The following is a 21,876-nucleotide window of genomic DNA, read 5'->3' as shown; positions in this document are numbered from 1 at the left end:
CCGCCTAATCTGCCATGACGCCCGCGAACTCGACGACGTGGCGGGCCAGCACGGCGGGCTGGTCCTCGGAGACGAACGTGTAGGAGTCCGCGATCTCGACGAGCTTCGCGTCCGGCAGCAGCGCGGCGAGCCGGTGGGCGAGGGCGATCGGGAACAGCTTGTCCTCGCTCGCCCAGGCGAGCAGCACCGGCCGGTCGAAGGTCCGCAGCGCCGCCGCGGCGGCCAGGGTGTGCCGCGGGTGCACGTCCCGCAGCAGCTTGCGCAGGTCGCGCCGCACCCCGGCGGACTTGCGCAGCGGCGCGAGGTAGGCCTGCGCGACGGCATCGGGCAGCGGCCGCTTGACCACCCAGCCGAACAGCACCGGCAGCGGGTAGAGCGCGCGGATGCGCAGGAGCTGGCCGAGCACGGCCATCGACCCCGGGATCCGCGCGATCGCCGGCAGCGGCTTGAAGATCGGCGGGAAGAAGTACTCGAAGCAGTCGGACGGCGTGAGCACGACCCGCCCGACCCGCTCCGGACGCCGGCTGAGCAGGATCTGCGTCAGCGCGCCGCCGGTGTCGTTCGCGACCAGCGTGACGTCGCGCAGGTCCAGCGCGTCCAGGAAGTCCGCGAGCACGTCGGCGGCGCCCGCGGGGGAGAGGTCGGCGTCGGCCCGCATCGGGAGGTCGTGCGAGCCCAGCGGCAGATCCGGGGCCACACAACGGAATCCGGCCGCCGCGACGTCCGGCACCACCTTCCGCCACAGCTCGGCGTTCGTCAGCACGCCGTGGACGAACACCACCGGCGCGCCGCTGCCCCGCTCGAAGTACCGCACCTCGCCGGCCGGCAACCGGACCCGGCGTTCCCGGCCCAGGGATTCGCTTCTCGTCATGCGGCTCATGATTACATACATACGCCATGTATGTAAATGGATCGGCTCAGTACATCGTGACCGAGCGTGAGACCGGGTGATCGTCAAGGATTCACGGGCTACGTGCCGGTCGAGGCGGATTCCGGCGCCGGGTCGCCGGGGTGTTGGCCGATGTTTGGCCACCCGGTGTCTCCTGCGGGCCCGTTCGCCGAGCACTCCGGAGGCCTCGATGAGCCCGTTCCGCCCGTCCGCCGGTTTCGACCGCCGCACCCTGCTCAAGGCCGCGGCCGGGACCGGGGTCGCCCTGGCCGGCGGCCTCGCCGCGATGACGGCGTTCCCCGGGGTCGCGGCGGCCTACACGTGGCCGTCGTCGCTGCGGTCCGGCTCGACCGGTGCCGCGGTGACGGAGCTGCAGATCCGCGTCGCGGGCTGGGCCGCCGACGGCCCGAAGCAGACCTACGTCGCCGTCGACGGCGACTTCGGTCCCGGCACCGAGGCGGCGCTGAAGCGGTTCCAGGCCGCGAACCACCTGACGGCCGACGGCGTTGCCGACGCGGACGACTTCGCGGCCCTCAACGCACTGGAATCCGCCGACGGCTCGACCGCGCACTTCGAATTCAGCGAGTTCACGTCCAATGACGGTACGGGTTTCGGGGGCGGCAAGGTCGGTTCGGCGACGGTCAAGGAGAACGTCCGGCGGCTGATGTACAAGCTCGAAGCCCTGCGGACGAAGGCGGGCAACCGGGCGATCACGATCTCGTCGGGCTTCCGCAGTGTCGCGCACAACAAGGCCATCGGCGGCGCGTCGAACAGCATGCACGTGTACGGCACGGCGGCCGACTGCTACGTCAGCGGCCTGAGCACGCGCCAGGTCTACGTCCTCGCCGAGGCCTGCGGGTTCTCCGGGCTGGAGCGCTACACGCTCTCGGACGCCCACCAGCACGTCGACAGCCGTGTCGAGTACGCCTACGGCTCGCAGAGCTGGTGGTGGGAGAGCGGCACGGTCAGCTGAGCTCGAGGGTGATCGAGTGTGAGGGTGATGCCCCCGGGCGAGGCTTCGGGGAAAGGTCGGATCCAGGGGCATCACCGCCCGCGGGACAGCTGACACGATGTCCCGCGGTGCAACCACCCTACGAACTCCCGGGCCGTCCGACCAGGGCCTCGATACGGTGTCGAAGGTTTGTCGCCCGGTCGGTCGCAGGACCCACAGAGAGTGGTTCTTCCGGGTGATCGAGGGGTGCTTGTGCTCGCTTGACCGTTTGCTCGTTCGCGCCTAGCCTCAAGTTGAAACTTCAACCTATTCGCGCGCGCAGCAGCACGGGCCAGGAGAGCCGATGTCGATCTTTCGCCTGAACCACGCCGTGCTGTACGTCCGGAACGTGGCCGAGAGCGTCGCGTTCTACCGGGACCTGCTGGGCTTCGACTACATCGAGGGCGGCGACGCGCACCGCGGCGCGGCCTTCCTGCGGGCGCCCGGCTCGACCAACGACCACGACCTCGGCCTGTTCGAGCTCGGCGCGCACGCCGAGGACTCGGGCGCCGGGAAGACGTCGGTCGGTCTCTACCACCTCGCGTGGGAGGTCGACACCCTCGGCGACCTGGACCGCCTCGCCGGCCGCCTCGAAGCGGCCGGCGCGCTCGTCGGCTCGTCCGACCACGGCACCACGAAGTCGTTGTACGCCAAGGATCCCAGCGGGATCGAGTTCGAGGTCGTCTGGATCATCCCGCGCGAGCTGCTGACCGACGCCGACCGTGACCCGAGCAAGGCCACGGGCCGGCTGGACCTCGCGCGCGAGCTGGCGAAGTACGGCGCCGACGCCCGTAGCGGCGTCGGCATCTCGCGCCCCTAGGACGCGAGCTCGGTCGCCCGGAGGTGATCCGGCGCCGAAACCGCTTGCCGGGCAAGGAGGTTGCTCAGCGCGAAGCGGCCGGGGCCGATGAACGCGACGGCCAGCAGCGTCCAGCAGAACAGGGCCGCGTCCTCGCCGCCGTTCTGGATCGGGAGCAGCGCGACCGGCAGGTGCACGGTGAAGTAGGCGAACGCCATCGAGCCGGAGCCGAGCACAGCGGCGACCCGGGTGCCGATCCCGACGCAGACCAGTGCGCCGCAGCCGAGCTGGATGATCGCGGCCCACCACTGCGGCCAGACGCCGACGGCGACGGCGGACTTCGCGCCGAAGAGGCCGAACAGCGCCTTGACGCCGTGGCAGGCGAAGAGGAAGCCGATGACGATGCGGAAGAGCCCGATGACGTGTTCGCGGGCCGGGGCCAGGCGGTGCATGGTTCCTCCGGGAGGCGGGGTGCGGGCGGCATCCGGCCGGCCGGCGCGCGGGGCCCGGCCATTGCGGATTCGGTAGCACCAGATATACCGGCCTGCCGGGATGCGGCACACCGCCGAAAGTCGCATGCGGAAATCTTCCAGGGAAAACACCGAACCTGGTTCGGTTGAGTCCGCGTTACCGCAGGTCGCTTTGTCAGGCAAGAGAAAGCCCGGAAGTCTGGGGTATTTCTCCTGTCTGGTCCAGACCAGTTAGCGCACTGGTCCGCGCTGGGTTTCGAGAATGTTTCCGGTTCTTTTCGGAAACGGCGCGGACTGGGCCTGCCGGATCAACGCGGCGACCCGTTCGGCGTCCGGGATCGCCCACAGCTCCGGCACGAACGGCGCCCAGGCGCCCTCGTGGTTCTGATTGGCCACGCGCCAGCGGGCCGCGAAGCTCGTCCCGAAGATGACCGTGTCGGCGCCGGTCTTCACCTGAGCCGGGCCCAGCCGGTTCAGCCACGCCCAGCGGAACTCCGCGCCGGTCGGCCACTGCGCCACGAAAACGACGCGCCGGTCGGTGACGAAGTAGGTCTCGACGTCGAGGCGGGCCCGGCGGTTGGCCAGCCGCCGGGACCAGAAGATGCCGAACCCGAACAGGAGAATGGTGAACAGTCCGAGGTACTGCGCGTTCCGCCGGTCGACGACGATGGCGGTGGCGACGGCCGCGACCACCAGCAGGGCGCCGAACAACCGCACGTGGTGCTCGCGAAGCCAACGTCGGCGTCGCGTCGGTGCTCCCGACCAGAGCACTCGCTCGCCGTCCTGCAGTGGGTACGGTGACATGGCGTCCTCCCCGGGCGTCGAGCACTACACGCCCGAGGACCGCGGTCGGTTGCACCGCCGCGCGATGGGCCCTTTGCGCGGTCCCGGCCGAGGACTAGCGTGATGGCCATGAATCCGAGGGCGCGGTCGCGCCGTCCGGCCGGTGCCCGTGCCTGAGGGCATCGGGCTCGAGCTGCGGAACCGGGAGGCGAGCGCCCTGGTCCGCGTGACCGGGCGGCTCGACATCACCGGCTACCCCTTCCTGCGCGACGGTCTCCTCAAGATCGCCGCGGACAGCCCGCCGGGGGTGATCGCCGACATCGACGGGCTCGTTCTCGAGCGGCACTCGCCCAGTCTGTTCCCGTTCGTCGCCACCCGGCTCGAGCGCTGGCCGGGCATCCCGTTCTCGCTGGTGACGCGGCAGTCCACGCACATCGAAGCGTTCGACGCGTTCGGTCTGGACCGGTTCGTGCCGGTGCACGCCGACGTCGAAGCCGCCGAGAAAGCGCTGCCCCACCCGATCCGCCGCCGTGCCGAGCGGACGCTCGCGCGCGGGGACGACGGCATCGCCCAGGCTCGCGCGTTCGTCCGCGCGCGGACCGGTGAATGGGGGGTGCCCGCCCTGGAGTACGACGGCACGCTCATCGCGGCGGAGCTGGCCGACAACGCGTCCCGGCACACGACGTCGCTCCCGCGGCTGCGGCTGGAGCTGCGGCGGGAGCTGCTGACGATCGCCGTGAGCGACGACGATCCGCGGCCCGCGGTGCTGCTGGAGCGGCCCGACCTGCTCGAGCCCGGCCTGGGCCTGCGGATCGTGGCGCAGACCGCCCGGGCCTGGGGGAGCAGCAAGCGCTGGACGGGTGGCAAGGTGGTCTGGGCCGTCCTGGCCACGCCGGAACGCCGCCGGCCGCGGACCCTCGGCCCCTGATTCCCGTATCGCCGCCTCCGTGGCTGTGACCGGCGCCATACGAACATGTTCGTTCCGAACGTGCTCGTAACGAACATGTTCGCTACAGTGGACGCATGGACCGGAACAGCACCCCCAGCCGCCGCGAACGCCCGGCGAAGCCGGCGCTGACCCGCGCGGGCATCGTGGCGACGGCCGTCGACGTCATGCGCGCCGAAGGCGTCGAGCGCGTCACCATGCGCCGGCTGGCCAAGGAGCTCGACACCGGCCCCGCTTCGCTCTACGTGTACGTCAAGGACACCGAGGAACTGCACGCCGCGATGCTCGACGAGCTGCTCGCCGAGGTCGAGGTCGACCTCGGCGACGGCGGCACGGGGGAGTGGCGCGACCGGCTCTGGGCGGTGCTGGGCTCCTACCGCTCGGTGCTGTTCGCCCAGCCGAGCCTGGCCCGGGTCGCGCTGGTGACCCGGCTGAGCGGGCCGCACTACCTGGCCGTCGTCGAAGCGGTGCTCGCGCTGCTCGACGAAGGCGGGATGCCGCCGGGCCAGGCCGCGTGGGCCGTCGACGTCCTGCTGCTGATCGCCACCGCGACCGCCGTCGAAACCGGCGGCCGCCAGGAGAAACCCGGCGCCGAGCGCGAGCACGACGTGCTGGTGGAGTCGCTCGCCGGCCTCTCCGCCGAAACCCACCCGTACATCGCCGCGCTGGGGCCTGACCTCGTGTCCGGCCCGGGCCCCTCCCGTGTGCGGTGGGCGTTCGACGTCCTGCTGAACGGCGCGCTGAGCACCGCGCGCCCCCCGACCGAGGAGCAACGATGACCACTACCCCCGTCACGATCGTCGGCGGCGGCCTGGGCGGCCTCACGCTGGCCCGCGTCCTGCACACCCGCGGGATCGCCGCGACCGTCTACGAACTCGACGCGTCCCCGGCCGCCCGCGACCAGGGCGGCACCCTGGACCTGCACGAGGAGTCCGGTCAGCACGCGCTGGCCGAAGCCGGCCTGACCGGCGAATTCCGCGCGATCGCCCGTGAAGAGGGCGAGGCGCTGCGCATCCTGGACCAGCACGGCGTCGTCCGGTTCGAAGAGACCGCCGACGCGAGCGGCGGCACCCGGCCCGAGGTCGACCGCGGCGCGCTCAAGCGGATCCTCGTCGGCTCCCTGCCGGACGGTGTCGTCCGCTGGGGGACGAAGGTGACCGCGGTGGCGCCCGGCCGGATCACCCTGGACACCGGTGAGGTCGTCGAGTCCGGCCTGGTCGTCGGCGCGGACGGCGCCTGGTCGAAGGTCCGGCCGCTGCTGTCGGATGCCGTCCCGGTCTACTCGGGACTGTCCTTCGTGGAGGCTCACCTGTCCGATGTGGACACCGCGCACCCGGCAGTGGCCGCGCTGGTCGGCACCGGCTCGATGTTCGCGCTGGCCGACGGGAAAGGCCTGATCGCCCAGCGCAACGGCGGCGGCCGGGTCCGCGTCTACGCCGCGGTGCAGGCCCCGGCCGAGACGGTGACCGGCCTCGTCGACCCGGCCGACCCGGCCGGGACCCGCGCGCGGCTCCTCGACGTGTTCGCCGGCTTCGACGCCGGGCTGCGCGCGCTCATCGCCGAGAGCGACGAGACCCTGATCGCGCGGCCGATCCACGCCCTGCCGGTCGGGCACCGGTGGGCACGGGTCCCGGGCGTGACGCTGCTCGGTGACGCCGCGCACGTAATGTCGCCCTTCGCCGGCGAGGGCGCCAACCTCGCGATGCTCGACGCCGCCGAGCTGGCCATCGCGCTGGCGGACCACGACGACGTCGAAAGCGCTCTCTCGGCCTACGAGACCGCGTTGTTCCCGCGAGCGGAAGAAGCCGCGCGCGGGTCGGCGGACAACCTCGTCGAGAGCTTCCGGCCGGACGCGCCCGCCGCGATGGTCGACCTGATGCTCTCGCACTGAAACCCTTACCCGAAAGGCACCACCATGACCGAGAAGATCCTCCGGCCCGACCCGGAACTGGAACTGCACCTGACCGACACCGGTGGTGCCGGCCGTCCCGTGCTCGCCCTGCACGGCGGCGCCGGACCCCGGGGCGTCGCGCCGGTCGTCGAGCACTTCGCGCCGGAGAACCGCGTGCTCGCGCCGACCCACCCGGGCTGGGGCGGCACGCCGCGCCCGGAGTGGTTCACCGGCGTCGACAGCCTCGCCGTCACCTACCTCGACCTGCTGGAGGACGAAGACCTCTCCGACGTCGTCGTCGTGGCCAGCTCCTTCGGCGGGTGGGTCGCGGCCGAGATGGCCGTGCGCGACCGCGGCCACCGGATCGGCGCGCTGGTCGTGCTCGACGGCATCGGCCCGCAGATCGCGGGGCTGCCGGTGTCACTGCCGCAGCCGCCGCCCGGCGCGCCCGGGCCCGGGCGTGGGCCCGCGCCCGCCGACCTGGCGGCGATGCAGGTCTACACCGGCACGACGATGGGCGACCCGAAGCTGCTGCGCCGGCTGGCCCGGGTCCGGATCCCGGCCCTGCTGATCTGGGGCGAGGACGACACGGTCGTCACGCCGGCGTTCGGCGCGGCCTACGCCGCGGGGTTCGCGGACGCCCGGTTCGAGGTCGTCGCCGGCGCGGGACACATGCCCGCGGTGCAGAACCCGGCCGCGACGTTCGAACTCATCGACGAGTTCCTGGTGAAAGCATGATCGTTCCCCTCTAGAGTGGCTCCATGGTGGACGAAGAAGTCGTCTCGGAGCGGATCCGGCAGGTCGCCGCCTCGCTGGCCGACCGGGCCGGTGATCTCACCGGTGAGCTGGTGCAGCTCTACGCCGCCGAACTGCCGCAGCTGGTCCACGACGACGAGCGCATGGTCAGCCTGCTGACCGCGAGCGTCTACCAGAACATCGAGACCGGCCTGCAGATCCTCCAGCACAGCATCGACCCGGCCCACGTCGAGGCGCCGGCCGCCGCGCTGGAGTACGCGCGGCGGCTGGCCCAGCGCGGCACCCCGGTGTTCGACCTGATCCGGGCCTACGACGTCGGGCAGGCCGCGATGCTCGACTTCGGGTTCCAAGAGTGCACCCGCCAGGTCGGCGACGCCGAGCTGCTGGGGGAGATGATGCGGCGGCTGCTGAAGGTCGTGTTCGGGTTCGTCACCCGGGTGACCCGCCAGCTGATCGCCGTCTACCAGGACGAACGCGACCGCTGGCTGCTCAACCGGAGCGCCGCGCGGGCGGCCAAGGTGCAGGACCTGCTGGCGGAGAACCGCGGCCCGCTCGACGCCGCGTCCGTCGACGCGGCCGAGGCCGTGATCGGCTACCGGCTGCGCGGCACGCACGCCGGGATGATCCTCTGGCACACGGCCGAGGCCTCCGTGGGCGACGTGCTGTCGGTGCTGGAGTCGGTCGCGGCCGCGGTGCTCGGCCGCGTCCAGGACCACGGCCGGCCGCTGTTCGTGCCGCGCGACGAGGCCAGCGCGTGGGTGTGGCTGCCGCTCGGCCCGGAAGTCACGATCGGACGCGCCCTGCTCGACGACGTCCTCGCGACGGCCGGACCCGGCGTCCGGGTGACCGTCGGCGACCCCGCGACCGGCGTCGACGGCTTCCGCGACACCCACCACCAGGCCCTGCGGGTGCACGCGCTGGCCCTCGCGGCCGGCGAGCACTGCGACCGCGTCCTGACCTTCCGCGAGGTCGGCACGATGGCCCTGATGACGTCCGACCTCAACGCGGCCCGGCTGTGGGTCACGAGCACCCTCGGGCCGCTGGCCGCCGACGAGGAGAACTGCGGGCGCCTGCGCGAGACCCTGCACGTCTTCCTCGCCTCCGGCGGCAGCTACACCGCTGCGGCGGCCGAGCTGACGATGCACAAGAACTCCGTGCAGTACCGCGTCCGCAAGGCCCAGGAGCTGCTGCCGCGCGAGCTCGGGACGAACCGGCTGGACGTCGAGCTCGCGCTGAGCCTCTGCCACCGGCTCGGCCGGGCGGTGCTCTGAGGCTTTGGTGTCGTGGACCACACCCGGCGAAGATCGTTGGGTCCCGGACACGAAGTCTTCCCGCCGTTTCCGGCCTACCTTTCGATCATGGGTGAAAACGGTGGGATGCTCGCACTGGTGCGGCTACGCCGAGGCGTCGTCGGCGAGAGCAGACGCGTCTGTCACCTGATCCCCGTCCCCGAAGCCGGCGCGGTCCCCGAGTGCCTGACGGCCCTGTGCGGGGAGTCGATCTTCCCCGGCGAGGCCGAGGTGCTGGACGGCCTGCGCGGGATGCCGTGCCACGCGTGCCTGATGGCGAACACGCCCGCGGGCGGCGGGCTCCTGGCGAACGCGGGTTAGCGCGTTCTGGATCGATTTCGTGAAATTGCCACTCCGCGCCGTGCGGGAACTCGTTTTCCGCGGCCGGAGTCGGTGAATATCCGACCGCGTGAATGACTTTCCGGCATTGTTGCAGTGAGTAGTCGATCAGATGTCCACTGTGGTCGGCAGCGCGACATAAGCCGACGTTCCGGACGCGCCGCGCTGACGATCACGTGGGAAAACCCCATGTCGGAACCCGGATCGATAGTCCATTCGGACCAACTCTGCGGATTACGTATCCCCAGGCGACGTCCTGAGCTTTAACCTTGCGTGATTCTTCGCCATGAATCGCACTGGGGAGTGAGATGAAGTCGACGTCACCGCTGTGGTTGCCGCGCGCCCATTCACGGCCGGAACGAGCCCACCTACAGCGATGACGCGAGCCGGCTGCATCAGACGCTTCGAAGGAGTCGTCCGGCGCTCGCCCGATCGGATCGCCGTCGTCGAGCACGACGCGGTGGTGAGCTACGCCCGGCTGGCCGGGCTCGCCGGCGGCCACGCCGCGCGGCTGCTCGACGCGGGCGTCCGGCCGGGTGAGAGGGTCGGGCTCGTCACCGGGCACGGCACCCGGGCGATCGCCGCGATCCTGGGCACGCTCGCCGCGGGGTGCGCGTACGTCCCGCTGGACCCGACGTTCCCGCGCGAGCGGCTCGCGCACCAGGTCGACGCCGCGCGCGTGTCGGCCGTGCTGGCCGACGCCGAGCACGTCGACCTCGCGGAAGCCTTGTGCCACAACGGGTCCGCCCGGGTCGTCCCGGTCGGGTCGGAGACCGCGCCGCTGCCGGTGCCCGATCCGGACCCGGACAGCCCGGCCTACGTGCTGTTCACGTCGGGCTCCACCGGCACGCCGAAGGCCTTCGCGCAGACCCACCGCAACCTGCTGCACGTGGTGGACAACCAGATCGCGAGCCTCGGCATCACCGCGGCGGACCGGCTGAGCCTGCTGGCCTCCTTCGGCTTCGACGCCGCGATCCCGGACCTGTACCCGGCGCTGCTCACCGGCGCCGCCGTGGTGCCGGTCGACCTGCGCGTGCACGGCGTCGCGCACGCCGTGCGGGAGCTGGCGCGGCACGAGGCGACCGTCTACCACTCGACGCCGACGGTCTACCGCTACCTGCTGGACAGCTTCGACGGCGACCTGCCGTCGGTGCGGACCGTGCTCCTGGGCGGCGAACCGGCGACCTACGCCGACGTCCGCCGCGGCCGGTTCGCGCCGGACGCCGTGTTCGTCAACGGCTACGGCGCGACCGAGGTGACGTTCGCCGCGCACCACCGGCTGACCAGCGCCGACGTCGACCCCGGCGCCACCGGCCCGCTGCCGATCGGCACCGCGCTCCCGGGTTACGAGCTGACCGTGCTGGACGGCGGCGAGCTGGAAGTCCGAAGCGAGTTCCTGGCCGCGGGCTACCTCGACCGGCCGAGCCCGGCCTTCGGCACCACCGAGGAGGGGCTCCGCACCTACCGCACCGGCGACCTCGGCGAAGTGCTGCCGGACGGCACCCTCGTCTGCCTCGGCCGGCTGGACCGCCAGGTCAAGGTGCGCGGGTTCCGCGTCGAGCTGACCGAGATCGAGGCGAAGCTCGCGGAGCACGCCGAGGTGGCGGAAGCGCGAGCCGTCGTCCGCGACGGCGAGCTGCTGGCCTACGTGGTCCCGGCGCTCGACCCCGGACCCGACCCGGCCGCGCTGCGGGCCGTCTTGGCCAACGCCTTGCCCGATTACGCGGTGCCGTCGGCGGTGCTCGTCGTGGCGGCGTTCCCGCTGACCGTCACCGGCAAGCTCGACGAGGCAGCGCTTCCGGGACCGCGTCCCGCTGCGCCGGCCGAGATCCCGCCGATGACCAAGGCCGAACAGCGGGTTCACGCGATCTGGTGCGACGTCCTGGGTCACGCGAGCTTCGGCGTCACCGACGCGTTCTTCGACGTCGGCGGGCACTCCCTGCTGCTGGGGCGCGTCCAGCAGCGGCTCGCCGCTGAGTTCGACACGGACATTCCGCTGCTCGGCCTGCTGGAACACCCCACCGTCGCGGCCCAGGCGGCGTACCTCGGCGAGTCCGTTTCGGACCGTCCGCGGGCCGTCGAGCCGCTGCCGGACGAGGGTGGCAGTGACCTGATCGCCGTCGTCGGGCTCGCCTGCCGCTTCCCGGGCGCGCCCGACGCGCCGGCGTTCTGGTGGAACCTGTGCGCCGGGGTCGACTCGATCCACGACCACACCGACGACGAGCTGGCCGCGCTCGGCATCGGCCCCGGCCTGCGCGGCGACCCGGCGCACGTCCGCGCCGGCGGGCGCCTCGACGGCGTCGAGGACTTCGACGCGGAGTTCTTCGGCTTCACCGCCGACGAGGCCGCCCGCACCGACCCGCAGCACCGGCTCTTCCTGGAGACGGCGTGGCGGGCCCTGGAGGACGCGGGCCGCGACCCGGCGCGGGAGACCGGCCCGGTCGGCGTCTTCACCTCCGCCGGGGTGAACCGCTACTTCCTGTTCCACCTGTTCGGGAACCCGGCCGTGACCGGCGACGTCGACCCCGACGACTGGGAGGGCCGGCTGCTCGGCCGCCAGCTCACCGACCACCTGCCCGGCCAGGTCGCCTACCGGCTCGGCCTGACCGGACCCGCGATCGCCGTCCAGAGCGCCTGTTCCAGCTCCCTCGCCGCGGTGGGACTCGCGGCGCAGAGCCTCGCCGAATACCGCTGCGACCTGGCGCTCGCCGGTGGTGTGAGCGTCACGTGGCCGCGGTACCGCAGTGGCGGTCTCGCCTCACCGGACGGCCGCTGCCGCGCGTTCGACGTCGCGGCCGAGGGCGCCGGGTTCGGCTCCGGCGCCGGGGTCGTCGTGCTGCGGCGGCTGGCCGACGCGCTCGCCGACCACGACCACATCCACGCCGTGCTGCCCGGCTGGGCGATGACCAACGACGGCCCCGACCGTGCGGGCTACGCCGTGCCGGGGCCGGCCGGGCAGGCCGCCGCCGTCGCCGAGGCGCTGGCCGTCGCCGAGGTTCACCCGGCCGAGGTCCGGCTGGTCGAGGCGCACGGCAGCGGCACGCCCCTGGGCGACGCGATCGAGGTGGCGGCGCTCAACCGGGTGTACGGCGACCTGCCGCCGGGGACCTGCGCGCTCGGTTCGGTCAAGACGAACATCGGGCACCTCGACGCCGCCGCCGGGGTGGCCGGGCTGATCAAGACCGTGCTTTCCGTGCGCCACGGCGTGATCCCGCCCAACCTGCACTTCACCGCGCCGCACCCGGAGGCCGATCTGGCCGGCGGCCCCTGGTACGTCCCGGTGAAGGCCGCAGACTGGCCGGACCCGGAACGCCGGGTGGCCGGGGTCAGCTCGTTCGGCATGGGCGGCACCAACGTCCACGTCGTCGTCGAGGAGGCACCGGCCGCCGGGCCGCGGGTCACCGCCGACGGTCCGTACGTGCTGCCGGTGTCCGCGCGGGATCGGAAAGCGTTGCGCGAGGCGCTTTCCCGGCTGCGTGACCGGCTCGCCGACGACCCGCCACCGCTGGCCGACGTCGCCTACACCCTCGCCGTCGGCCGCCGGGAGTTCGCGGCCCGCGCCGCCGTGGTCGCCACGACCGCGGCGGAGGCCGTCGAAGCCCTCGACGTCCTGCTCGCCGACGGCGTCGACGTCGCCGGGCCGCCCGGTGCGGCTCACGAACTGGCCGCTCGCTGGGTCGGCGGCGGCGACGTCGACTGGGCCGCCCGGCACGACGGCGCGGACCCGGGCCGGGTGCCGTTACCCGGCTATTCCTTCCAGCGCAGCAGGTTCTGGATCGACCCGCCGATCACGGGTGACCACCCGTGACCCGCACCAGCCCGGCCGCCACCGCGGTCCCGGGCAGCAAACCGAACTGGGGAGTTCACCGTGACCGACACGCTGCCCGTCGCGGGCACGCACGGCCCGCCACTGTCCCATCCGGACACCACGGTCGCCGGGCTGGTCCTGGAGCAAGCACGCCGGACGCCGGACGCGCTCGCCGTGCGGCAGGGCGGTACCCGGCTCACCTACGCTGAGCTGGTCGCCGCCGCCTGGGGTGTCGCGGCGCTGCTGCGCGAACGCGGCGCGGGCGTCGAAACCCGGGTCGGCGTGTGCGCCCACCGGCGTCCCGCGCTGGTGGCGACGGTCCTCGGCGTCCTGCTGTCGGGTGGCTGTTACGTGCCGCTGGAGCCGGGCGGGCCGCGAGCCCGGTTGACCGGGATCGCCGCCGACGCCGGCGTCACGCTCGTCATCGGCGACGCCGCCGTCGCGGAATTCGGCGCGGTGGCAGGGATCGACGCCCTCGACGTCCCGCCGCCCGGCGAGCCCGGCGGCTGTCCGGCCACCCCGGACAGCACCGCGCACGTGCTCTACACGTCCGGCTCGACCGGCCGGCCGAAAGGCGTGCTCACCAGCCACCGCAACGTCGTCGCGTTCGTCACCGGCTTCGCCGCCCGCCTCGGCGTCGGCCCGGGCACCCGCGCGCTCGGCATCTCCTCGCCCGGCTTCGACGCGTTCACGATGGACGTCTTCGTGCCGCTGGCCCACGGCGGCTCGGTGCAGCTGGCCGGCTCGGCCGACCGGGCCGATCCCGAGCGGCTGCGCCGGTTCGTGGTCGAGCACGACGTCGACTGGGGTTTCATCACGCCGACGCTGCTCGCCACGCTGAACCCGGCGGACGTGCCGGGCTGGCGGACCGTGGCCTGCGGCGGGGAGCCGGTGCCCGCCGGACTGGCCGCCCGCTGGCTGCCCGGCCGCCGCTTCTTCACCGTCTACGGCCCGACCGAGACGACCGTCGTCGTGGTCACCGACGAGGTGACCGGCCGGCCCGCCGACCCGCTGCCGCTGGGCACGCCGACGCCGAACCACCGCGCGTACGTCGTGGACGCCGACCTCCGCCCGGTCCCGCCGGGCGAGGTCGGCGAGCTGCTGATCGGCGGCCCGGGGGTGGCCGCCGGGTACCTCGGCCGCCCGGAGCTGACCGAGCGGACGTTCGTCGCCGACCCGTTCACGCCGGGGGAGCGCGCCTACCGCACCGGCGACCGGGCGCGCGTGCGGCCCGACGGCCGGCTGGAGTTCGCCGGCCGCGCCGACCGGCAGGTCAAGGTCCGCGGCCAGCGCATCGAGCTGGGCGAGGTCGAGGCCGCGCTGGCCACGCACCCGCAGGTGGGCGCGGTCGCGGTGGAAGCAGTCCCGGGCCCGGGCGGCACCCGGCTGGTCGCGTTCCTCACCCCGGCTTCGGTGCCGCCGGGTGTCGATGTCGCCGGTTCGGGCGGCGTCCGGGCGCCGTCCGGCGAGGTCGCGCCCGGTCCCGCGGCCTCGCTGCCGTCCGACGAGGATGTTCAGGCTTACGCGGGTGACCGGCTCACCGAGGCGATGCGGCCGGCCGTCATCCGGCGGCTCGACGTGCTGCCGGTGAACCCGGTGACCGGCAAGATCGACCGGCCCGCCTTGCGCGCGCTGGCCGAACGCGCGGCGCCGGCCGACCTCGGCGAGCCCGACACGCCGGTGGCCCGGGCGGTCGCGCAGGTGTGGCGGAAGGTGCTCGGCGCCGGCGCGGGCACCGACTTCTTCGCCGCCGGCGGTGACTCGATCACGGCGATGCGGCTGGTCGCGGCCCTGCGTGCGGACCTGGCCGCCGACGTCGCCACCGAGGACGTCCTGGCCGGGCGGACCCTCGACGGCGTCGCCCGGCGGGTGGCCGCGGCCGCGCCGCTGACCGGGCCGGGCCTGACCACCGGGCACGCACCCACGCTGTCGCCGCCGCAGCGGCGGCTGTGGTTCCTGGACCAGCTCGCCCCGGCCGCGGCGCCGTACAACATCGCGATGGCCTTCCGGCTGACCGGCCCGCTCGACGTGGAAAAGCTGCGTGCCGCTCTGCGCGCGGTGGCCGAACGGCACGACACCCTGCGCTGGCGGATCCGCTCGATCGACGGCGTCCCGCAGGCCGAATGCCTTGCGGTAGAAGACATTCCGGTGCCGATGACCAGCCTGACCGAGCCGTTCCTCGCCGACCGGCTGGCCGTCGACGCGGCGACCCCGGTGCACCTGGACCGCGAGCCGCCGTGGCGGGTCCGGCTGTACGAGCTGGGGCCGGACGAGCACGTGCTCGGCTTCACGCTCCACCACGCCGTGTTCGACGGCTGGTCCCAGGACCTGCTGTGCGCCGACCTCTCCGCGGCCTACGCCGGGGCGTCGCTGCCGCCGCTCGCCGCGTCCTACGCGGACTACGCGGCGTGGCGCGCGGACCGCGACCGCCGTCGCGAAGCCGTCGACCTCGCCTGGTGGACCGAACACCTGGCCGGGGCTCCGTCCACAGTGGACTTACCGCGCGATCGACCACGCCCCGCCGTGCAGACCTACCACGGCGCGAGCGTGCACCAGGTGTTCCCGGACGGCGCCCCCGACGCCGTCCGGGAGCTGGCCGCGCGGACCGGCACCACCCAGGCCGGGGTGCTGCTGGCCGCGTTCGGGCAGCTGCTGCACCGGCTCACCGGCGCGGACGACCACCTGGTCGCCACCGTCGTCGCCGACCGGCAGCTGCCCGAGACCCAGGACGTCGCCGGGTTCTTCGTGGACATCGTGCCGGTGCGGCTGCGCGCCGGCGACGACGCGGACTTCGCGACGCACGCCCGGCGCGGCGGGGCCGAGCTGCTGGCCGCGACCGCGCACCCGGCGGTGTCGATCGAGCGGCTCGTGACCGCCCTCGGCGTCGACCGCGATCCCGCTCGGGCGCCGCTGGTGCAGGTGATGGTGAACGTTCTGAACTTCACCGAGCCACGCCTGGAGCTGCCCGGGGTGCGTGCGGGCTGGCTGCCGGTCGCCAAGCCGGGGTCGCCGTTCGACCTGACCGTCTACGTCCTCGGCCACGGCGTCGAGCTGCTCTACAACCCGGACCTGTTCGACGCCGCCCGGATGACCGCGCTCGCCGCGGACTACGCGGACCTGCTCGCCGGGCTGGCCGCCACGCCCGACCGGCCGGTCGGGACGTGCCTGCCCGAGACCCCGCGGCCTTCGGTGCGCACCGCCGCGCCGGGCGCGATGACCCGCGCCCGGCCGGCACCCGCTCCGGTCGTCACCGACGTCGCCGCGCTCGCCGCGACCGAGGCGGTGATCGCGCAGGCCTGGCGAGACGTGCTCGGCGTCGAAAGCGTGGGTGTCACCGACAACTTCTTCGACGTCGGCGGCCACTCGCTCGCCCTGATGCAGGTGCACGCCCAGGTCACCGCCCGGCTCGGCCGCCGCATCCCGGTCGTCGAGCTGTTCAGCCACCCCACCGTCCGCGCCCTCGCCGCCCACCTGCACGCGGCCGCCGGCGCCAAGCCCGACACCGCGCTGGCCCGCGCCGCCGAGCGGGTCGCCGCCCGCCGCGGGCGCACCCCGTCCGGAAGACCCCGCCGCCCGGCCGCCACGACCGGCCACGAACAGGAGCGCCACCAGTGACCCACTTCGAGACCGGCGAACCCGGCACCGAACCGATCGCGATCGTCGGGATGGCCGCCCGCGTCCCCGGCGCCGGCGACCTCCGGCAGTTCTGGCGCAACCTCGTCGACGGCGTCGAGTCGATCAAGCCCGCCACCCCCGAGGAACTGCTGGCCCGCGGCGCCGACCCGGAAACGCTGGAGGATCCCAGCTGGGTCAACGCCACCACGGTCGTCGACGGCTTCGACGAGTTCGACGCCGAGCTGTTCGGCATGACCAGCCGCGAAGCGGAGATCACCGACCCGCAGCACCGCGTGTTCCTCGAGGCCTGCCACTCCGCGCTGACCGACGGCGGCTACGACCCGGCCCGCTACCGCGGCGCGATCGGCGTCTACGGCGGGTCCGGCCGGACCGGCTACCTCATCGAGAACCTGCTGCGCAACGAGCGGATCATGGCCTCGCAGCACGGCGGCATCGGGATGTCGACCGGCAACCAGCCGAGCTACCTGACGACGTCGGTGTCCTACAAGCTGAACCTGCGCGGCCCGAGCCTGGCGCTGCACACGGCGTGCTCGACCTCCCTGGTCGCCGTGCACCTCGCCTGCGAGGCGCTGCGCAACGGCGAGTGCGAGATGGCGCTGGCCGGCGGCGTGAACCTGGAGATGCCGCACGGCATCGGCTACATGGGTGTCGAGGGCTTCACCTCGCCCGACGGGCACGTCCGCGCGTTCGACGCCGAGGCCAACGGCACGGTGTGGAGCAGCGGCGTCGGCGTCGTGCTCGTCAAGCGGCTGGCCCAGGCCATCGAAGACGGCGACCACATCCGCGCGGTGGTGCTCGGCAACGCGATCAACAACGACGGCGCCACCAAGGTCGGCTTCTCGGCGCCCAGCGTCGCCGGCCAGACCGAGGCGATCGCCCAGGCCGTCGGCATGGCCGGGGTCGACCCGCGCACGATCGGCTACGTCGAGGCGCACGGCACCGGCACCGCGCTGGGCGACCCGATCGAGGTCACCTCACTGTCCACTGTGTACGGCCACGGCGTGCCGGACACCGCCTGGTGCGCCATCGGCTCGGTCAAGTCGAACATCGGCCACCTGTCCCAGGCCGCCGGGGTGGTGGCGCTGATCAAGACCGTCCTGGCCATGGAACACGGCCTCATCCCGCCGACCATCAACTACGACGAGCCCAACCCGGGCATCGACTTCCCGAGCAGCCCGTTCTACCCGGCGCGCACGGTGACGAAGTGGGAGGCGGGCGACGCCCCGCGCCGGGCCGGCGTCAGCTCGTTCGGCGTCGGCGGCACCAACGCCCACGTCGTGCTGGAGGAGGCGCCGGTACCGCAGCGCCGTCGCCTGCCGCGTCCCGCGCACCTGCTGCGGGTCTCGGCGAACACGCCGGACGCGCTCGCCGTCGCCGTCGACCGGCTGGCCGACCGGCTCGCGGGGGACATCGACCTCGACCTCGCCGACGTCGCGCACACCCTCGCGGCCGGGCGCACCGAGTACGCACACCGCGCGGCCGTCGTCGCCCGCGACAGCGAAGACGCCGTCGAGGGCCTCCGTGACCCGCGTCGCCTGGTCACGGCGAAGGCCGACGAGCTGAAGGTCGCGTTCCTGTTCTCCGGCCAGGGTTCCCAGTACGCCGGGATGGGCGTCGAGCTGTACCGCAGCGAGCCGGTGTTCGCCGCGGCCGTCGACGAGTGCTGCGCGCTGGCCGGTATCGCGGGGTTGAAGGAGCTGATCCTCGACCGCGGCGGCGACGCGAAACTGCGCGAGACGCGGTTCACGCAGCCCGCGCTGTTCGTCGTCGAATACGCGCTGGCCACGCTGTGGCGCAGCTGGGGCGTCCGGCCCGGCGCGATGATCGGCCACTCGATCGGCGAGTACGTCGCCGCGACCGTGGCCGGGGTCTTCGCACTGGCCGACGCGCTGAAGCTGGTCGTCCGGCGCGGTGAGCTGATGCAGTCGATGCCGTCCGGCGCGATGCTCGCGATCCAGCTCGACGAAGACGCGGTGACGCAGCGGCTGCCCGAAGGCGTCGCGATCGCCGGGGTCAACGGGCCGGGGACGTGCGTCGTCGCGGGCCCGGCCGACGTCGTGGCCGACTTCGCCGCGCGGCTCAAGTCCAGCGACGTGCAGTGCCGCGAGCTGGTGACGTCGCACGCGTTCCACTCGCCGATGATGGACCCGATCCTGGCGGAGTTCACCGAAGCCGTCGCCGCGGTGCCGCGCTCGGCGCCGTCGCTGCCGTTCCTGTCGAACCTGACCGGTGGCTGGATCACCGACGCCCAGGCCACCGATCCCGGCTACTGGGCCGCGCACCTGCGCCAGGCCGTCCGCTTCGGTGAGTGCGTGCGGACGCTGTTCGCCGGCGGCGAGCGGTGGGCCCTGGTCGAGTGCGGCCCCGGCCACCAGCTGGCTGGGCTCGCCCGCGGCCAGGTGCCGAAGGGCCTGCCCGCGCCGCAGCCGAGCCTGCCGGGCCGTAACGACCGCGAGGGCGACGTCGAAACGCTCTACGCGGCCGCCGGTCTCCTGTGGACACACGGCCTGACGCTGGAAGCGGTGACGTCCGGACTCCGCGTGCCGCTGCCCGGCTATCCCTACGCGCGCAAGCGGTACTGGGTCGACCCCGACCCGGCGGGCACGGTCGCCGAGCCGGTGAAGCCCAGCGGGCCGTTGCCGCTCGAAGAGTGGTTCGCCGTGCCGTCGTGGCGGCAGGCCGGGCCGGAGGTGCGGCGCGAGCCGTTCGCGTCCTGCCTGGCGTTCGTCGACGACGACGTCCTGCCCGGTCTCCTGCGCGACGCCGGTGTCGCGGTCACCGAGGTCCGGCCGGGTGCGCGGTTCGCCGCCGTCGACGGCGGGTTCACGGTCCGGCTGGGGGAGCGCGCGGACTACGACGACCTGGTCGCCGCGCTCGGCACCCGGCCCGAGCGGGTCGTGCACGCGTGGGCGCTGGGCGGCACCGAGACCGGGATGGCGGCCCAGGACCGCGGGTTCTTCAGCGTGCTCAGCCTCGTTCAGGCGTGGGCCGAGCCGCTGCGGATCGACGTCCTGAGCGCCGGCACCGCTGACGTCACCGGCACCGACCTGACCCGCCCCGAGCACGCGACGCTCGCCGGGATCGCCCGCGTGCTGCCCCTGGAGCAGCCCGGCACGGTCGTGCGCCGGATCGACGTCGAGACGCTCTCCGCCGACGTCGTCGCCGAGCTGTCCGCGCCGGCGGACGCCCACGCCGAGGTCGCGCTGCGCCGCGGCCGCCGCTGGGTGCTCGACCACACGCAGCTCACGCTGCCCGAAGCCGCGACGCCGGTCCTGCGCGACGGCGGCCGGTACCTGATCACCGGCGGCACGGGCGGCATCGGCATCACCCTCGCCGAGGACTTCGCCCTGCGCGTCCGCGCGAAGCTCATCCTGCTGTCCCGCAACGGTTTACTGCCACGCGAGGAGTGGGACGCGCACCTGGCCACCCAGGGCGGCACCGACCGGCTCGGACGCGCGATGCTCGCCGTGCGGCGGATGGAAGCGGCCGGCGCGGTGGTGCACGTGCTCGCCGCCGACGTCACCGACCCGGCGCGGCTGCGGGAGGTCCGGGAGCTGGCCGAGCGCGAGTTCGGCGGCCTCGACGGCATCGTCCATGCCGCCGGACTGCCTGGCGGCGGCGTCGCCGAGGTGAAGGAGCGTTCGGCCGCCGAAGCCGTGCTCGCCCCGAAGATCGGCGGTACCCTCGCGCTGGCCGACGCGTTCTCGGACCTGCCGATGGACTTCGTCGCACTCTGCTCGTCGGTCACCTCGGTGTCCGGGGACTTCGGGCAGGTCGACTACTGCGCGGCCAACAACTTCCTCGACGCCTACGCCCGCGGCGACCACGGCTGGCAGGCGCGGGTCGTTTCGCACGACTGGGGTGGCTGGGACGAGGTCGGCATGGTCGCCGAAGTCGAAGCACCGTCCTTGATCCGGTCGACGCGCGAGCGTGCGGACGGCCCGGTCGCGCACCCGGTCCTGACCACGCGCTCCGCGGGCGGCGTCCACGGGCTCGTCTCGGCGGCCGGGCACTGGCTGCTCGACGAGCACCGGATCGCCGGTGTGCCGGTGGTGCCCGGGACCGGGCACCTGGAGACCGTCCGGGCCGCCGTCGAAGCGGCGCTGCCGAAGCCCGCCGACGGCCACGTCGTCGAACTGCGCGATGTCGCTTTCTTGGAGCCGTTCTCGGTGCCGGAAGGTGCGGTCGCGGAGTACCGCGTCGGCTTCGACGGCGACGGGTTCACCGTGACCAGCCGCCTGGCGGGTGTGACCAAGACGCACGTCCGCGGCTCCGCGGGCTGGGTTCCGACGCCGACTGTGTCCACTGTGGACCTCGACGGCATCCGCGGCCGGACCGCGGTGCTCGACGACGGCCACGGCTTCGGCACCGGCCGGACCAGCATGGTCACCTTCGGCCCGCGCTGGGCCGCGCTGCGGACCCACCACCTCGGCGAGCACGAGGAGCTGGCGTCGATCGTCACGCCGGACGCGGCGGCCGGCGACACCGGCTGGGGACTGCACCCGGCGCTGCTCGACATCGCGACGGCGTTCGGCCGCGGCCGGGGCAGCGGCACCTACCTGCCGATGAGCTACGGCCGGGTGGTCGTGCACGACGTCCTCCCGGCGAGCTTCCACAGCCACCTGCGCTACCGCGACGCCGGTGGTGACCAGGTGATCGCCGCCGACCTGACGCTTTGCGCCGACGACGGCCGCGTGGTGGCCGAGATCGAGGACTTCGTGCTGCGCCAGGTCGACGAGAACGCCGTCAGCGGCGGTCTCGCCAAGAAGCCTTCCGCGGTCGCGGCGACGTCGGCGGGGATCCGGCCGGTCGACGGCGCCGAGGCTTTCCTGCGCGCGCTGACGCCGGGGCTCGGCGGCCAGGTCGTCATCAGCACCCGCCCGGTGCGGGACCTCTTCGACCGCCGGGTGACGGCCGAGGCGTTGGTGGAGACCGAAGAAGTCGCCGAACCTGCGGCCACCCCGCTGGCCCAGGACGACTACGTCGCCCCGCGCACCGACCTCGAAGCGGAGATCGCCCGGCAGTGGGCCGAAGTCCTCGGCGTCGAACGCATCGGCGTCCACGACGACTTCTTCGCCCTCGGCGGCAACTCCCTGGTCGCCATCCAGCTCATCGCCCAGGTCCGCAAGACCACCGGCGCCCGGCTGGCCATGAAGACGCTGTTCGAATCCTCCACGGTGGCCACCCTCGTCGAGCGGATCGAGGAACTGCGTGCCGACGCGGCTCCCGCCGAAGAACCCGCCGCCACCACCATCCCCAAGCTCGAGCGCTGAAGCAGG

General features: G+C 73.4%; 14 protein-coding genes. 11 read left to right on the top strand and 3 right to left on the bottom strand.

Annotated features, from left to right (window positions below; translation table 11 throughout):
* Positions 1-4 precede the first annotated feature (4 nt).
* Positions 5-871, bottom strand: a complete 867-nt coding sequence (locus tag OG439_RS14560) for an alpha/beta fold hydrolase (RefSeq protein WP_326949888.1) — start codon at positions 869-871, stop codon at positions 5-7.
* A 208-nt stretch (positions 872-1,079) separates the two neighbouring features.
* Here OG439_RS14560 and OG439_RS14555 point away from each other — a divergent pair, with 208 nt between their 5' ends.
* Positions 1,080-1,862 carry a D-Ala-D-Ala carboxypeptidase family metallohydrolase gene (locus OG439_RS14555; RefSeq protein WP_326949887.1) on the top strand — a complete coding sequence of 261 codons (783 nt, stop codon included), beginning with the start codon at positions 1,080-1,082 and terminating at the stop codon, positions 1,860-1,862.
* Between the two features lie 322 nt (positions 1,863-2,184).
* Positions 2,185-2,700 (top strand): VOC family protein, encoded by a 516-nt coding sequence (locus OG439_RS14550; protein WP_247052102.1) that lies wholly within the window; start codon positions 2,185-2,187, stop codon positions 2,698-2,700.
* Here OG439_RS14550 and OG439_RS14545 read toward each other — a convergent pair.
* Entirely contained in the window at positions 2,697-3,131 is a 435-nt protein-coding gene (locus OG439_RS14545) for a DoxX family protein (protein WP_326949886.1), read from the bottom strand. The two genes, OG439_RS14550 and OG439_RS14545, sit on opposite strands and share 4 nt — an antisense overlap.
* 249 nt (positions 3,132-3,380) lie before the next feature.
* The gene (locus tag OG439_RS14540) at positions 3,381-3,953 is read right to left on the bottom strand and encodes a hypothetical protein (RefSeq protein WP_326949885.1); all 573 of its coding nucleotides are present in this window, start codon (positions 3,951-3,953) and stop codon (positions 3,381-3,383) included.
* 142 nt (positions 3,954-4,095) lie between these two features.
* Here OG439_RS14540 and OG439_RS14535 point away from each other — a divergent pair, with 142 nt between their 5' ends.
* From OG439_RS14535 to OG439_RS14495, 9 genes are all read left to right on the top strand, one after another.
* On the top strand, positions 4,096-4,860 hold the full coding sequence (locus tag OG439_RS14535; RefSeq protein WP_326949884.1) for an ATP-binding protein: 765 nt from the start codon (positions 4,096-4,098) through the stop codon (positions 4,858-4,860).
* 95 nt (positions 4,861-4,955) lie between these two features.
* Entirely contained in the window at positions 4,956-5,657 is a 702-nt protein-coding gene (locus OG439_RS14530; RefSeq protein WP_326949883.1) for a TetR/AcrR family transcriptional regulator, read from the top strand.
* The gene (locus OG439_RS14525) at positions 5,654-6,769 is read left to right on the top strand and encodes an FAD-dependent oxidoreductase (RefSeq protein WP_326949881.1); all 1,116 of its coding nucleotides are present in this window, start codon (positions 5,654-5,656) and stop codon (positions 6,767-6,769) included. Before OG439_RS14530 ends, OG439_RS14525 begins: the two co-directional genes overlap by 4 nt.
* Before the next feature lie 24 nt (positions 6,770-6,793).
* Positions 6,794-7,507 (top strand): alpha/beta fold hydrolase, encoded by a 714-nt coding sequence (locus OG439_RS14520; protein WP_326949880.1) that lies wholly within the window; start codon positions 6,794-6,796, stop codon positions 7,505-7,507.
* Positions 7,508-7,530: 23 nt separating this feature from the next.
* Positions 7,531-8,796, top strand: coding sequence for a PucR family transcriptional regulator (locus OG439_RS14515; protein ID WP_326949879.1), 1,266 nt, complete (start codon positions 7,531-7,533; stop codon positions 8,794-8,796).
* 87 nt (positions 8,797-8,883) lie between these two features.
* Positions 8,884-9,135 carry a hypothetical protein gene (locus OG439_RS14510; protein WP_326949878.1) on the top strand — a complete coding sequence of 84 codons (252 nt, stop codon included), beginning with the start codon at positions 8,884-8,886 and terminating at the stop codon, positions 9,133-9,135.
* A 394-nt stretch (positions 9,136-9,529) separates the two neighbouring features.
* Positions 9,530-12,961: a beta-ketoacyl synthase N-terminal-like domain-containing protein gene (locus OG439_RS14505; protein ID WP_326949877.1), complete on the top strand. Its 3,432-nt coding sequence runs from the start codon at positions 9,530-9,532 to the stop codon at positions 12,959-12,961.
* Positions 12,962-13,021: 60 nt separating this feature from the next.
* Positions 13,022-16,576 (top strand): amino acid adenylation domain-containing protein, encoded by a 3,555-nt coding sequence (locus tag OG439_RS14500; RefSeq protein ID WP_326949876.1) that lies wholly within the window; start codon positions 13,022-13,024, stop codon positions 16,574-16,576.
* The gene (locus OG439_RS14495; protein WP_326949875.1) at positions 16,573-21,870 is read left to right on the top strand and encodes a type I polyketide synthase; all 5,298 of its coding nucleotides are present in this window, start codon (positions 16,573-16,575) and stop codon (positions 21,868-21,870) included. The genes OG439_RS14500 and OG439_RS14495 overlap by 4 nt, the downstream gene beginning before the upstream one ends.
* Positions 21,871-21,876: the final 6 nt, after the last annotated feature.

It is taken from the genome of Amycolatopsis sp. NBC_01307, from assembly GCF_035975215.1.
Lineage (GTDB): Bacteria > Actinomycetota > Actinomycetes > Mycobacteriales > Pseudonocardiaceae > Amycolatopsis.
This window is presented reverse-complemented; position numbering and strand designations above follow the sequence as displayed.

Coding starts and splice junctions, on each gene's coding strand:
- OG439_RS14560 (WP_326949888.1), bottom strand. CDS start 871: ATGACGAGAAGCGAATCCCTGGGCCGGGAACGCCGGGTCCGGTTGCCG.
- OG439_RS14555 (WP_326949887.1), top strand. CDS start 1,080: ATGAGCCCGTTCCGCCCGTCCGCCGGTTTCGACCGCCGCACCCTGCTC.
- OG439_RS14550 (WP_247052102.1), top strand. CDS start 2,185: ATGTCGATCTTTCGCCTGAACCACGCCGTGCTGTACGTCCGGAACGTG.
- OG439_RS14545 (WP_326949886.1), bottom strand. CDS start 3,131: ATGCACCGCCTGGCCCCGGCCCGCGAACACGTCATCGGGCTCTTCCGC.
- OG439_RS14540 (WP_326949885.1), bottom strand. CDS start 3,953: ATGTCACCGTACCCACTGCAGGACGGCGAGCGAGTGCTCTGGTCGGGA.
- OG439_RS14530 (WP_326949883.1), top strand. CDS start 4,956: ATGGACCGGAACAGCACCCCCAGCCGCCGCGAACGCCCGGCGAAGCCG.
- OG439_RS14525 (WP_326949881.1), top strand. CDS start 5,654: ATGACCACTACCCCCGTCACGATCGTCGGCGGCGGCCTGGGCGGCCTC.
- OG439_RS14520 (WP_326949880.1), top strand. CDS start 6,794: ATGACCGAGAAGATCCTCCGGCCCGACCCGGAACTGGAACTGCACCTG.
- OG439_RS14515 (WP_326949879.1), top strand. CDS start 7,531: ATGGTGGACGAAGAAGTCGTCTCGGAGCGGATCCGGCAGGTCGCCGCC.
- OG439_RS14510 (WP_326949878.1), top strand. CDS start 8,884: ATGGGTGAAAACGGTGGGATGCTCGCACTGGTGCGGCTACGCCGAGGC.
- OG439_RS14505 (WP_326949877.1), top strand. CDS start 9,530: ATGACGCGAGCCGGCTGCATCAGACGCTTCGAAGGAGTCGTCCGGCGC.